This window comes from Pseudomonas sp. MM213 (genome assembly GCF_020423045.1).
In the GTDB taxonomy this organism is placed as follows: domain Bacteria; phylum Pseudomonadota; class Gammaproteobacteria; order Pseudomonadales; family Pseudomonadaceae; genus Aquipseudomonas; species Aquipseudomonas migulae.
The window spans coordinates 4,732,333-4,745,488 of the sequence record NZ_CP081943.1 but is presented as its reverse complement, the minus strand read 5'-3'; the positions used below and the strand labels follow the sequence as shown (position 1 = coordinate 4,745,488).

Here is a 13,156-nt window from a genome sequence, read left to right as displayed (position 1 = left end):
TTGCCCAGCACTTTATTCGTGTATTAGTTTTTCTCCGCCACTACTGGCTACTGGCTGCAACCCTTTAGCCATAAGACTTATATGCAACTAATACCGATCAATTCATTTGAGGCATCCGCTCGCCATCAGACTTTTTAAAGCACTCATTACTTATTGATCACACCTCACTCCGGACCACTTATAGGCTCGCCATGAAATCGACTAAAGACCGTCTTAATCAGAAGAAAGCAGAACTTAGCGCGCACCCGATTTTCTCTGAAATACATTCGCTTTCGGTACTTCAACGCTTCATGGAGTCCCATGTGTTTGCGGTATGGGATTTCATGTCGCTGACCAAGCGCCTGCAACAGGAGCTGACCTGCGTTCAGTTGCCCTGGCTGCCGCCGAGCGATCCGCAGGCGGCGCGCCTGATCAACGAGATCGTGCTTGGCGAAGAGTCCGATGATCGTCCGGCCCACGGCCATTACAGCCATTTCGAGTTGTACCTTGATGCGATGCGCGAAGTGGGGGCCAGCACGGCCGTCATCGAACGCTTCGTGGCGCTGCAGCAAGAAGGCGTGAGTTATGACGTGGCATTGCAGAGCGTGGACGTTGACCCGGCCGCTGCGCAGTTCGTGCGCCACACCTTGCACACCGCGCTGCATGCACCCGGCCACAGTGTTGCAGCGGCATTTTTGCACGGTCGCGAGAGCGTGATTCCGCAGATGTTCCAGCGGATTCTCGACGATTGGGGCATCGGCATCGAGCAGGCGCCGACCTTTCGTTACTACCTGGAACGGCACATCGAAGTCGATTCCGAGGACCACGGCCCAGCAGCGGAAAAACTCCTCGCGAGATTGGTCAATGGCGATCCGCAACGCGAAGAAGACGTCTACGCCAGCGCCCTCGCCGCCGTGGAAAGCCGCATTGCCCTGTGGGACGGCCTGCGCCTGAGCATGAGCGAGCCGTTGGCGGAGGTGAACGCATGAACGCCGCCGACTACCAATCCTTCGCCGACGCCTGGGAAAGCCGCGCGACCATCCGCACCCGACCGCGCCGCGTGCTGGAGAACGACGAAAAGCTGATCTACCCGCTCAGTCGCCAACCGCTGGTATTGAGTGAAACCTTTCTGCGCGAATGCCCGGAGCAACGGGATTTCGCCCTGGTGCAGACGCTCTACAAATTCATCAACGACGTGGTGATTTTCGAAACCGAGATCGTCGACAAAACCGCGCGCAGCATCGCCAAGAACCGCTTTGCCGTGACCTTCCCGTTTGCCTGCCGGTACGACGCCATGACCGTGGTGGTGGACGAGGATTATCACGCGCTGGTCGCAATGGATTTCATGCAGCAAACCGTCGCCATGACGGGCATCACGCCCATCGGCCTGCCGGATGAAATCGAACTGAGCCGGGCGATTCCGGCCGCCGTGGCACTCGCACCGGAACACCTGCGCAGTGCCGTGGAATTGATCTGCGTGGCCATCGCCGAGAACACCGTCACCGGCGACGTGGCGGCGTTTGCCAAGGACGACACGGTCAAGCAATCGATCAAGGGATTGATGGCTGACCATCTGCTCGACGAGGGTCGTCACTCCGGCTTCTGGGCGCGGTTGGTGCGCATCTACTGGCACACCGCAAGCGAAGAAGACCGCCAATGCATCGCGCAGATTTTGCCGGTGTTCATCGGCCATTACCTGACCAACGACATTCAGAAGTCGTTCGACTTCCGCCTGATCGATTCCTTGCAGATCAGCGAAGCCGCGCGCGCCGCACTCAAGCGCGAGGTGTCGGGACTGGCCTTCCCGATCAACCGCCATCACCCGTTGGTCGCCAACATCGTGCGGTTTTTCCGCAGCAGTTCGCTGCTCGATTCGCCGTGCGTTCAAGAAGCCCTGAGCGACTACCTGGTTTAACGAGGAGCACATCATGAGACGTCTCGACATTCTGCTCATCGGGCAGAGCCAGGCCCTGACCGACCTGGCGCTGGAGCTCGAACAACACGGTCATTCACTGATGCGGCTTGAGGCAGTTGGTCAGCCTGCGGCGGGACCGTTCGATTTGCTGATCGACGACACAAGCCTGCCGTTAGAGGACTTCGGCGCGACATCGCGACTGACGCTGCAACTGGGCATCGGCGAACCGCAAACTTCAGGTCTTGTGACGTTGGACTTGCTATGCCTGCACGGTTCGACGCTGCTCACGCGCGTGCCGATTGCCGACGAACCTTCGGGCAACGGCCAGGCATTGCGTGTGCGGGCGGTGGCGGAGCTGGTGGATCATGTAGCGCTACTGGTCAGTCGTTTTTCGCGGGACGCCGACTATTTTCTACTGGCCGAGCCAGCGACCCCGGTGCATTTCGAGCGGCTGGAAAGCCTGCGGTTTCTGGAACACCTGGCCTTCGTCCATCGGCTCAATTCCACCGCTGATCCTCGGTTGCTGCAACTCGCGCAAGTGCCGATGATCGAGCGGCTTGAGCAGCGCTTCATGCAGTCCGCCGAAAGACCGGCGCTGAACCTTGCCGGCACGTCCCTCAGCTATCGCCAACTGCACGCTCACAGCCGCGCCATCCAGCAGCGTTTGCAGCCAATGCTCGAACAACTCGACGGGCCGAGGGTGATCGGCATTTGCCTGCCGAAATGCAGTGCGTTGTATGCGGGGATTCTGGCGATTCTCGGCAGCGGCGCGGTGTATCTGCCGCTGGAGCCGAGCCATCCGCTGCAACGTCAGCACTACATTCTGTCGAATGCCGGTGCCGTGTTGCTGCTGCACGACGGGCAGCATCCTCTTGCATCCGAGATGCTCAGCCTGGACATCAGCGCAATCGAAATCGACAGCGTGGATCTCGACCAACCATTGATGCGCCAGCGCCCGGACCTCGACGCGCCGTGCATGGCGCTCTACACCTCCGGCACCACTGGCCATCCCAAAGGCGTGTTGCTCAGCCAGGCCAACCTCGCGCACTTCACCGCGTGGTACGCCGACTATGTGCAACTGACGGAGCAGAGCCGGGCGCTGCAGTTTTCGTCGTTGAGTTTCGACTCGTCGCTGATCGATATTTTCCCGACCCTGTTGCAGGGCGCCGAGCTGATCGTGCCCAGCGACGATCAACGCCGTGATCCGCTGCAACTGGTGGAACTGATCCGCCACCAACGCTTGAGCCACGCGTTTCTGCCACCAGCCTTGTTGAGCATTCTGCCGCTGGAGCAGTTGCAGGTGCTGGATCATGTGATGACCGGTGGTGATGTGTGCGAGCCCTATGTCATCGAGCAGCTCACCCGCCAGGGCAACCTCTACAACCTCTATGGCCCGACCGAAGCGACGGTGCTGATCACCGCGCGGCAACTGCGCGCCGGCGACAGCAATCGCACCCTCGGCGCGCCTATTGCCAACAGTCAGGTGCTGATTCTCGACGAGGATTTTCAGCCGGTGGGCGAACAGACCGTCGGCGAGTTGTACATCGTCGGGCCCGGTGTCTGCCTGGGCTATCTGGACAATCCGCAACAGACCGCCGAGCGCTATTTGAACGTGAGCCTGCCGAGCGGTGAGCACCTGCGGGCCTACCGCACCGGCGACATGGCGAAGTGGACCGACGCCGGTATCGAGCTGTGCGGACGCCGGGACAATCAGGTAAAGATTCGCGGCTTTCGAGTCGAGCCGGAGGAGATCGAACGTTGCCTGCGCGACAGTCAGCTGTACCGCCAGGTGGCCGTGGTCATCGACAGCCAACGGCGGATTCTGGCGTTCCTCGCCCAGCCTCAGGAGGCGCTGCCCGGCGCGGCGCGTGAAGCGCTGAAGGCGCACGCCACCCAGTTTCTGCCGGACTACATGCAGCCCACCGCCTGGACCGAGCTGGCGAGCATGCCGTTTGCCAGCAACGGCAAGGTCGATCGTAAGGCCCTGCTGGAGCTGCCCGTCAGCATCGCCGAAAACACCGAGCGACGCTTGCCGGCCGGTGCTGATGAAGCGCTGCTGCTGGAGATCTGGGCCGAGCTGTTGGAGTTGCCGGCCAGCGACATTTCCACCGACGAAAGTTTCTTCAATTTGGGCGGCCACTCGATCCTGCTGTCGCGCATGCTGTTGCGCCTGCGTGAAGAGTTCGGTCGCAGCATCTCGATCAACCGCTTCATCGAACTGCCGACCATCGCGAAACTGGCGACACTGGTGCGCGGCTCCGGCACAGAGGAAGTGCTGAGCGAACAGGCCATGGCGGATGCCTTCCGCGAACTGGATATCGAGCCGCTGCCCGTCAGTCGCATGGGTGATGTACACAAGGTGATCGTCACCGGCGCCAACAGTTTTGTCGGTGTGCATATTGTCGAAGCGTTGTTGGCGTGGGGCGCCAGCGAAGTGGCATGTCTGGTGCGCGATGGCAGCGGGCAATCGGCGGCGGAACGTTTCGCCCACGCATTGCGGGAAAACCGTCTGGAGCATCTGGATTTGAGCCGGGTGCGGGTTTACGCGGCGGACATCACACAGCCCTCGCTGGGGCTTGCGGTGGATGTTTATGAGCGCCTGGATCGCGAGTACGGCGCGCTGGTGCACAACGCCGCCAACGTCAATCACGTGCTGGATTACGAGTCGCTGGCGCGGGACAACGTCGAGCCTATCTTCGAGTGCCTGCGCCTGTGCGAAGGACGCAGTAAAAAAATCTTCAATTTCGTCTCGACGCTGTCGGCTTCGAGCACGATTTCCGCTGATGGCCGGGTGCTCGAACTGCCCGCCGCGCAGACCCCGCCGATCTACATCAAGAATGGCTACAACCTGTCCAAGTGGGTCGGTGAACGGATCCTGGAAAGGGCTCGGGAGCGCGGGGTTCGGGTCAATCTGTACCGCCCCGGCAACATCAGTTTCAACAGCCTGAGCGGCGTCTGCCAGCCGCACAAAAACCGCTTGATGCTGATGCTCAAAGGCTCGATCCAGCTCGGCCAGGTGCCGGAATTCGCGTTGAATTTCGACCTGATGCCGGTGGACTTTCTCGCCCGTTTCATCGCCTTCCACGCCAGCCGATATTCAGCGGAAAAAGCGGTGTTCAACCTGCACAACCCCGAGCCGCTGAGTTGGGACGATTACGTCGCGTCCTTCCGTGAGGCGGGTCGGGAATTCTCCATGGTCAGCGTCTCCGACTGGCAGCAGCAATTGGGCCGGGTCGACAGCGACAACGCGCTGTTCGGCGTGCTCGGTTTTTACCTCAACGGCTTCGAAGAAGACATCGGCGACATCTCGATGATCGGCCATGACAACGCTCAGGCCGGCGTGCGGCAGATGGGCGCGCACTACCCGGAAAAATCCCCGGCGCTGCTGCGTCGCGGTTGCGACTACCTCAAAGAAATCAACTTCATCTGAATCACTCAAGCGGAGCAAAACCATGAAAAACCTGCAACCCGATACCCTGATCAAAAACCCGCAAGGCTGCCTCGTCGTGTCTTCGGTGGACGTGCCGGCGCAGGCCGAAAAAGTCTGGGCGGTGGTCGGCAACTTTGCCGGCTTCGATCAATTCATCCCGGCGTTGTCGCACATCGAGACGACCGGCGAAGGCGTGTCATCACTGCGCAAGAAATTCTTCAAGGACGGCAACCTGGTGGTCGAGCAACTCAATTCGCGGGATGACCAGGCGCGGAGCATGACCTGGACCACGATCTACAACACCTTGGGCGTGGCCAATTTGTGGGCGGCGATGACGGTTGAGGTGCTGGGTGAAGGCAAGTCCCGAGCAACATGGACCATCATCGCCGAGCCGGCTCAGGGTGGCGCCGAGGCACTGCCGGGGTTCAAGGATTTTGTGCAGGGGTTTGCCGATGATGCGATGAATAATGTGTTGAAGTTGTTTGCGTAGGACACACTTTTTTCGGTGAGGCGCCAGTCCTCTTCGCGGGCAAGCCTCGCTCCTACAAGGTATCGAGTAACCTGTAGGAGCGAAGCTTGCTCGCGAAGAACGATAACGCGATGATCTGACCTGAATCAGATCTTGAAGCTATCAACCAACTGCTTCAACCGATTCGCCTGCAACGACAATGCATCGCAATCCTTCAGCGTTTCATTGAGGTTGGCCACGCTCTGCTGATTCAGCAGATTGATCTGGTTAACGTCGACGTTGAGGGTTTCCACCACCGCCGTCTGCTCCTCGGTCGCTGCCGCCACCGACTGGTTCATCCCGTCGATTTCGCCAATGCGCTTCGTCACGCTGACCAGACGCAGACCCGCCTGGTTCGCCACTTCAACGCTCTCTTCGCTGGAGACCTGACTGGCGTTCATGGTGGTCACCGCTTCACGCGAGCCGACCTGCAGCGACGTGATCATCTTGTGAATCTCCTCGGCCGATTCCTGCGTGCGATGCGCCAGGTTGCGTACCTCGTCCGCCACCACCGCAAAACCACGACCGGCTTCACCGGCGCGTGCCGCTTCAATGGCGGCGTTGAGCGCCAACAAGTTGGTCTGCTGGGAGATGCCTTTGATCACATCGAGAATGTGCCCGATGTTGTCGGTGCTCGCGTTCAGGGTTTCGATCTGCGTGCACGACAGGCTGATTTTCTGCGACAGCTCGGTCATGGCCAGAATGGTTTTTTCCACCACCTGACGACCGTCATCGGCCTGCTCGCTCGCGCCGCTTGCATGCTGCGAAGCGTCGGCGGCGTTGCGGGCGATTTCCTGGGTGGCGGCGCCCAACTGGTTAATCGCCGCCGCCACGCTGTTGGTGCGCGCACTTTGTTCGTCGGAACCGACGATCGACGCGTTGGACGAGGCCATCACCCGTTGCGACAGGTCATGGACCTGCCGGGTTGCCGAGGACACTTCGGAAATCGACGCGTGAATTCGCTCCACGAACTGGTTGAAGGAGCCGCCCAGTTCGCCGAATTCATCTTTGCTTTCCACGGACAGACGACGGGTCAGGTCGCCTTCGCCCTGGGCGATGTCCTGCATCGCACGACCCATGGTGGTCAACGGGCGCATCAGCACGTTGATCAGCAGGGTCAGCAGCACCGCAATGACGGTGACAGCGATAAACATCGCGATCAACGCTGAGGTGCGGAATTGGCTCAATGGTGCGTAGGCCTTGTCCTTATCGATCGACAGACCGATGTACCACGCAGCATTCGGCAAACCGTTGACCGGGGTGAACGAGAGGATGCGTTCCTGGTTGTTCAGGGTGACTTGCTGATTGCCCTTCTCGATGCGCAGGCCGGCGTTGGGGTAGATGTCCTTCAGGTTCTTCATGACCTGGTCTTTGTCCGGGCTGACGATCACCTGGCCGTCGGCACTGACCAGAAACGCATGGCCAATGCCGCCGAAGTCCACCGAGTTGATGATCTTCACCAGGGTTTCCAGGCTCAGGTCACCGCCGACCACGCCAAGCAACTCGCCATTCTTTTTCACCGGCATGGCGATGGTCACGACCAACCCACCGACGGCCGCCATGTAAGGCGGGGTCAGCATGGTTTTGTCAGCGACAACCGCTTGCTTGTACCAGGGACGCTGACGCGGATCGTAGCCATCCGGCATCTTCGCGTCAGGGCGCTGAGTGAACACGCCATTAGTCTGGCCGACGTACGTGAACTGGAAGTTGGAGGTGAAGGCCGGCTGATCAACCAGCCCCGGCAGATCGGCATTGGCGCCTTGATGAGCGACGTTTTGCGCGAGGTTTTCCAGCACCAGCACGCGGCCGCTCATCCAGTTCTGCACGCTGCTGGCGGTCAGGTCGCCGGCTTGTTGAACGGAGGATTCGAGGTTTTGCCGAATGGTATTTCGCTGCAGATAGTCGTTGTACAAAGTGAACAACGCAAAAGCCAGCACCACGACGCCGGAGGCGGCCAACAGGATTTTATGGCTGAACTTGAGATTCATTTCATAGGGCTTCTATGCAGAAAGTGGGGATGCGTTCCGGGTTGCAACATTCCATGTACAGCTCAAGCGGCTCTAAGGCCGCTCTACTTTGGTGCACGCATGTCTCACCAGTCTGTCGGCACAGGCGGGATAAATCTTAGGGGCATGTACGAAATGACCGGTATTTCCGTCAGATACCCGCCGAACGGCATGCTAGAGCGCTTGAGTAGCATTGGTGTGATGACGGTTGTTCGAGCGGCAGTTGCAAATTCCCCGTCCCTTGACAACAATGCGACTAATTATCATTTGTGACGTTCGGGCTAATGCAGCCGAAGGGCTCACTCTCAACGTTCGGTGGAGCGCTATGTCGCTGATTCGCTCTATCACTGCTACCTGCTGCGGTACCCAACATGATGCCTGTGGATAATCCTGCACTGGGTCGGCGTGGCGAACCTCATCAACAGGTGGTCAAACAAGCCATCCACTGGCTGCTGCGCTTGCGAAACAACGCGAGCAATTCCAGGCTGCGCCAGCAATGCGATGTCTGGCGGGCAGAACATCTGGAACACGAACTGGCCTGGCAACGGGTGCAGTCCCTGCACGCCGAACTCAGCAACAATTTGCATGCGGTACCCGGTGCCCACGTCGCCTTCAACACGCTGGAAAACAGTGCTCAAGGACTGGGCAGGCGCCAGGCCTTGAAACTGTTGTCGGGTGCGTTGTTGATGGGATCGGCAGCATGGCTGGGCAGGGATCTGACGGGCTGGCAACAGTGGACCGCGGATTTCGCCACCGCTACGGGCGAGCGCCGTGGTTTCCAGCTGCCGGATGGCACGCGACTGGAACTGAACACCGCCAGCTCAGTGGATCTGGACTACACCGCGCACCAGCGTCTGATCAAACTGACCCGTGGCGAAATCATCGTGACGTGCGGCGGGGCCGATGAAGGATCTTCACTGGATCGACCGCTACGCGTGCACAGTCACCACGGTGTGTATGAGGGCGTCGCCGCACGTTTCATCCTTCGCCAGGACGCGGACTGCACGCGGCTCAGCGTGACCAGCGGCATGGTCGCGATCCATTCACCACTGCCTGCTGATGGCATGCCGATTCAGGTGCAGGCCGGTCAGAACTATGTGATTGATCATCAGCGGGCACGTTTGGCACCACCGCAGGCCATGGATGTCGGCACCTGGGTCGACGGTCTGATCGTCACCCGCAACATGCGTCTTGGCGATTTCCTGCAGGAGGTCGGGCGCTACCGCCATGGTTATCTGACGTGCGCAACAGATATCGCCGACTTGCGGCTGTCCGGTGTCTTCCGGTTGGAGGACACCGACAAGCTGCTGGCCATCCTTCCGCAGACCTTGCCCGTGCAACTGCGCTACCGCACCCGATGGTGGGTGACGTTGGAGCGGCAGTCAGCAGCCACCGCTACAACGTTGCCGCCGGACGTTTGAGCGATGTGCTCGATCAATTTGTGCGCCAGGTGGGCAACTGATCGAAAACCGCCACAGTGAGCTACCAGTTCCAAATACTCGGCATACAAAAAAGCCAGCCCTTGATTTTCAGGGGCTGGCTTTTTTGTTTTTCCTAGGCAGGCAATCGAGATATTAGCGAGCCCGAAACGACAAAACCCCTGTCTGCGTTAGCAGACAGGGGTTTCGGAATTCAATCTTGACGATGACCTACTCTCACATGGGGAAACCCCACACTACCATCGGCGATGCATCGTTTCACTGCTGAGTTCGGGATGGGATCAGGTGGTTCCAATGCTCTATGGTCGTCAAGAAATTCTGTGTCCAGCCCGTTACGCCGTAACGTGCCAGCAAAATTGGTGACTTCTACTAAAACAAAACCCCAACTGCTTTCGCAATTGGGGTTTCGGAATTTAATCTTGACGATGACCTACTCTCACATGGGGAAACCCCACACTACCATCGGCGATGCATCGTTTCACTGCTGAGTTCGGGATGGGATCAGGTGGTTCCAATGCTCTATGGTCGTCAAGAAATTCTGTGTCCAGCCCGTTACGCCGTAACGTGCCAGCAAAATTGGTGACTTCTACTAAAACAAAACCCCAACTGCTTTCGCAATTGGGGTTTCGGAATTTAATCTTGACGATGACCTACTCTCACATGGGGAAACCCCACACTACCATCGGCGATGCATCGTTTCACTGCTGAGTTCGGGATGGGATCAGGTGGTTCCAATGCTCTATGGTCGTCAAGAAATTCTTGAGCTGACGCGTCTTACGACGTTCCAGCGAATTGGGTATGCGATAGTTTGTGTGTTTGTTTCTCGAACTTTCGGTTCATTGCGTCTTCACACACCGCAATCTGATGCTCTTTCGAGTAGTCAAATTGCTTGGGTGTTATATGGTCAAGCCTCACGGGCAATTAGTATTGGTTAGCTCAACGCCTCACAGCGCTTACACACCCAACCTATCAACGTCGTAGTCTTCGACGGCCCTTCAGGGGACTCAAGGTCCCAGTGAGATCTCATCTTGAGGCTAGTTTCCCGCTTAGATGCTTTCAGCGGTTATCTATTCCGAACATAGCTACCCGGCAATGCCACTGGCGTGACAACCGGAACACCAGAGGTTCGTCCACTCCGGTCCTCTCGTACTAGGAGCAGCCCCTCTCAAATCTCAAACGTCCACGGCAGATAGGGACCGAACTGTCTCACGACGTTCTAAACCCAGCTCGCGTACCACTTTAAATGGCGAACAGCCATACCCTTGGGACCGGCTTCAGCCCCAGGATGTGATGAGCCGACATCGAGGTGCCAAACACCGCCGTCGATATGAACTCTTGGGCGGTATCAGCCTGTTATCCCCGGAGTACCTTTTATCCGTTGAGCGATGGCCCTTCCATACAGAACCACCGGATCACTAAGACCTACTTTCGTACCTGCTCGACGTGTCTGTCTCGCAGTCAAGCGCGCTTTTGCCTTTATACTCTACGACCGATTTCCGACCGGTCTGAGCGCACCTTCGTACTCCTCCGTTACTCTTTAGGAGGAGACCGCCCCAGTCAAACTACCCACCATACACTGTCCTCGATCCGGATAACGGACCTGAGTTAGAACCTCAAAGTTGCCAGGGTGGTATTTCAAGGATGGCTCCACGCGAACTGGCGTCCACGCTTCAAAGCCTCCCACCTATCCTACACAAGCAAATTCAAAGTCCAGTGCAAAGCTATAGTAAAGGTTCACGGGGTCTTTCCGTCTAGCCGCGGATACACTGCATCTTCACAGCGATTTCAATTTCACTGAGTCTCGGGTGGAGACAGCGCCGCCATCGTTACGCCATTCGTGCAGGTCGGAACTTACCCGACAAGGAATTTCGCTACCTTAGGACCGTTATAGTTACGGCCGCCGTTTACCGGGGCTTCGATCAAGAGCTTCGCGTTAGCTAACCCCATCAATTAACCTTCCGGCACCGGGCAGGCGTCACACCCTATACGTCCACTTTCGTGTTTGCAGAGTGCTGTGTTTTTAATAAACAGTCGCAGCGGCCTGGTATCTTCGACCGGCATGAGCTTACGGAGCAAGTCCTTCACCCTCACCGGCGCACCTTCTCCCGAAGTTACGGTGCCATTTTGCCTAGTTCCTTCACCCGAGTTCTCTCAAGCGCCTTGGTATTCTCTACCCAACCACCTGTGTCGGTTTGGGGTACGGTTCCTGGTTACCTGAAGCTTAGAAGCTTTTCTTGGAAGCATGGCATCAACCACTTCGTGTTCTAAAAGAACACTCGTCATCAGCTCTCGGCCTTAGAATCCCGGATTTACCTAAGATTCCAGCCTACCACCTTAAACTTGGACAACCAACGCCAAGCTGGCCTAGCCTTCTCCGTCCCTCCATCGCAATAACCAGAAGTACAGGAATATTAACCTGTTTTCCATCGACTACGCTTTTCAGCCTCGCCTTAGGGACCGACTAACCCTGCGTCGATTAACGTTGCGCAGGAAACCTTGGTCTTTCGGCGTGGGTGTTTTTCACACCCATTGTCGTTACTCATGTCAGCATTCGCACTTCTGATACCTCCAGCAAGCTTCTCAACTCACCTTCACAGGCTTACAGAACGCTCCTCTACCGCATCATCCGAAGATGATACCCGTAGCTTCGGTGTATGGTTTGAGCCCCGTTACATCTTCCGCGCAGGCCGACTCGACTAGTGAGCTATTACGCTTTCTTTAAAGGGTGGCTGCTTCTAAGCCAACCTCCTAGCTGTCTAAGCCTTCCCACATCGTTTCCCACTTAACCATAACTTTGGGACCTTAGCTGACGGTCTGGGTTGTTTCCCTTTTCACGACGGACGTTAGCACCCGCCGTGTGTCTCCCATGCTCGGCACTTGTAGGTATTCGGAGTTTGCATCGGTTTGGTAAGTCGGGATGACCCCCTAGCCGAAACAGTGCTCTACCCCCTACAGTGATACATGAGGCGCTACCTAAATAGCTTTCGAGGAGAACCAGCTATCTCCGAGCTTGATTAGCCTTTCACTCCGATCCACAGGTCATCCGCTAACTTTTCAACGGTAGTCGGTTCGGTCCTCCAGTTAGTGTTACCCAACCTTCAACCTGCCCATGGATAGATCGCCCGGTTTCGGGTCTATTCCCAGCGACTAGACGCCCTATTAAGACTCGCTTTCGCTACGCCTCCCCTATTCGGTTAAGCTCGCCACTGAAAATAAGTCGCTGACCCATTATACAAAAGGTACGCAGTCACCCAACAAAGTGGGCTCCCACTGCTTGTACGCATACGGTTTCAGGATCTATTTCACTCCCCTCTCCGGGGTTCTTTTCGCCTTTCCCTCACGGTACTAGTTCACTATCGGTCAGTCAGTAGTATTTAGCCTTGGAGGATGGTCCCCCCATATTCAGACAAAGTTTCTCGTGCTCCGTCCTACTCGATTTCATGACTAAGAGATTTTCGCGTACAGGGCTATCACCCACTATGGCCGCACTTTCCAGAGCGTTCCGCTAATCTCAAAGCCACTTAAGGGCTAGTCCCCGTTCGCTCGCCACTACTAAGGGAATCTCGGTTGATTTCTTTTCCTCAGGGTACTTAGATGTTTCAGTTCCCCTGGTTCGCTTCTTAAGCCTATGTATTCAGCTTAAGATACCTAACTTATGTTAGGTGGGTTCCCCCATTCAGACATCTCCGGATCAAAGTCTGTTTGCCGACTCCCCGAAGCTTTTCGCAGGCTACCACGTCTTTCATCGCCTCTGACTGCCAAGGCATCCACCGTATGCGCTTCTTCACTTGACCATATAACCCCAAGCAATCTGGTTATACTGTGAAGACGACATTCGCCGAAAATTCGCGATTAAACTCACAAATTTTACCTTAGCCT

The 13,156-nt window shown here is 57.2% G+C and carries 6 protein-coding genes, 4 rRNA genes and 1 pseudogene; 6 read left to right on the top strand and 5 right to left on the bottom strand.

The features are described 5' to 3' along the window. Positions 1 to 191: 191 nt before the first annotated feature. The 4 genes from K5R88_RS21745 to K5R88_RS21730 are packed head-to-tail and all read left to right on the top strand — an operon-like array spanning position 192 to position 5,814. On the top strand, positions 192 to 968 hold the full coding sequence (locus K5R88_RS21745; RefSeq protein ID WP_008039599.1) for a DUF3050 domain-containing protein: 777 nt from the start codon (positions 192 to 194) through the stop codon (positions 966 to 968). After that, the gene (locus K5R88_RS21740; RefSeq protein WP_223451080.1) at positions 965 to 1,894 is read left to right on the top strand and encodes a diiron oxygenase; all 930 of its coding nucleotides are present in this window, start codon (positions 965 to 967) and stop codon (positions 1,892 to 1,894) included. Before K5R88_RS21745 ends, K5R88_RS21740 begins: the two co-directional genes overlap by 4 nt. Before the next feature lie 13 nt (positions 1,895 to 1,907). Beyond that, positions 1,908 to 5,324, top strand: coding sequence for a non-ribosomal peptide synthetase (locus K5R88_RS21735; RefSeq protein ID WP_226298319.1), 3,417 nt, complete (start codon positions 1,908 to 1,910; stop codon positions 5,322 to 5,324). A 22-nt stretch (positions 5,325 to 5,346) separates the two neighbouring features. After that, positions 5,347 to 5,814 (top strand): SRPBCC family protein, encoded by a 468-nt coding sequence (locus tag K5R88_RS21730; protein ID WP_008039596.1) that lies wholly within the window; start codon positions 5,347 to 5,349, stop codon positions 5,812 to 5,814. A gap of 125 nt (positions 5,815 to 5,939) precedes the next feature. Here the strand turns inward: K5R88_RS21730 and K5R88_RS21725 are convergent, their stop codons facing one another. Further along, entirely contained in the window at positions 5,940 to 7,820 is a 1,881-nt protein-coding gene (locus K5R88_RS21725; protein ID WP_008024479.1) for a methyl-accepting chemotaxis protein, read from the bottom strand. Positions 7,821 to 8,129: 309 nt separating this feature from the next. On the opposite strand from K5R88_RS21725, the pseudogene K5R88_RS31035 reads away from it, so the two are divergent. Continuing rightward, a pseudogene (locus K5R88_RS31035) lies at positions 8,130 to 8,213 on the top strand (sigma-70 family RNA polymerase sigma factor); the annotation flags it as partial. After that, positions 8,213 to 9,259, top strand: a complete 1,047-nt coding sequence (locus K5R88_RS21720) for a FecR domain-containing protein (protein WP_226300276.1) — start codon at positions 8,213 to 8,215, stop codon at positions 9,257 to 9,259. The pseudogene K5R88_RS31035 and the gene K5R88_RS21720, both read left to right, overlap by 1 nt. Before the next feature lie 215 nt (positions 9,260 to 9,474). On the opposite strand, the gene rrf (K5R88_RS21715) is transcribed toward K5R88_RS21720, so the two are convergent. The 4 genes from rrf (K5R88_RS21715) to K5R88_RS21700 all read right to left on the bottom strand — a co-directional run bounded on the left by rrf (K5R88_RS21715) (position 9,475) and on the right by K5R88_RS21700 (position 13,071). Then, a 5S ribosomal RNA gene (rrf, locus tag K5R88_RS21715) occupies positions 9,475 to 9,590 on the bottom strand. A 104-nt stretch (positions 9,591 to 9,694) separates the two neighbouring features. Then, a 5S ribosomal RNA gene (gene rrf / locus K5R88_RS21710) occupies positions 9,695 to 9,810 on the bottom strand. A 104-nt stretch (positions 9,811 to 9,914) separates the two neighbouring features. Beyond that, positions 9,915 to 10,030, bottom strand: a 5S ribosomal RNA gene (gene rrf / locus K5R88_RS21705). A gap of 147 nt (positions 10,031 to 10,177) precedes the next feature. Beyond that, a 23S ribosomal RNA gene (locus K5R88_RS21700) occupies positions 10,178 to 13,071 on the bottom strand. Between the last annotated feature and the right edge of the window lie 85 nt (positions 13,072 to 13,156).

Coding starts and splice junctions, on each gene's coding strand:
- K5R88_RS21745 (WP_008039599.1), top strand. CDS start 192: ATGAAATCGACTAAAGACCGTCTTAATCAGAAGAAAGCAGAACTTAGC.
- K5R88_RS21740 (WP_223451080.1), top strand. CDS start 965: ATGAACGCCGCCGACTACCAATCCTTCGCCGACGCCTGGGAAAGCCGC.
- K5R88_RS21735 (WP_226298319.1), top strand. CDS start 1,908: ATGAGACGTCTCGACATTCTGCTCATCGGGCAGAGCCAGGCCCTGACC.
- K5R88_RS21730 (WP_008039596.1), top strand. CDS start 5,347: ATGAAAAACCTGCAACCCGATACCCTGATCAAAAACCCGCAAGGCTGC.
- K5R88_RS21725 (WP_008024479.1), bottom strand. CDS start 7,820: ATGAATCTCAAGTTCAGCCATAAAATCCTGTTGGCCGCCTCCGGCGTC.
- K5R88_RS21720 (WP_226300276.1), top strand. CDS start 8,213: ATGCCTGTGGATAATCCTGCACTGGGTCGGCGTGGCGAACCTCATCAA.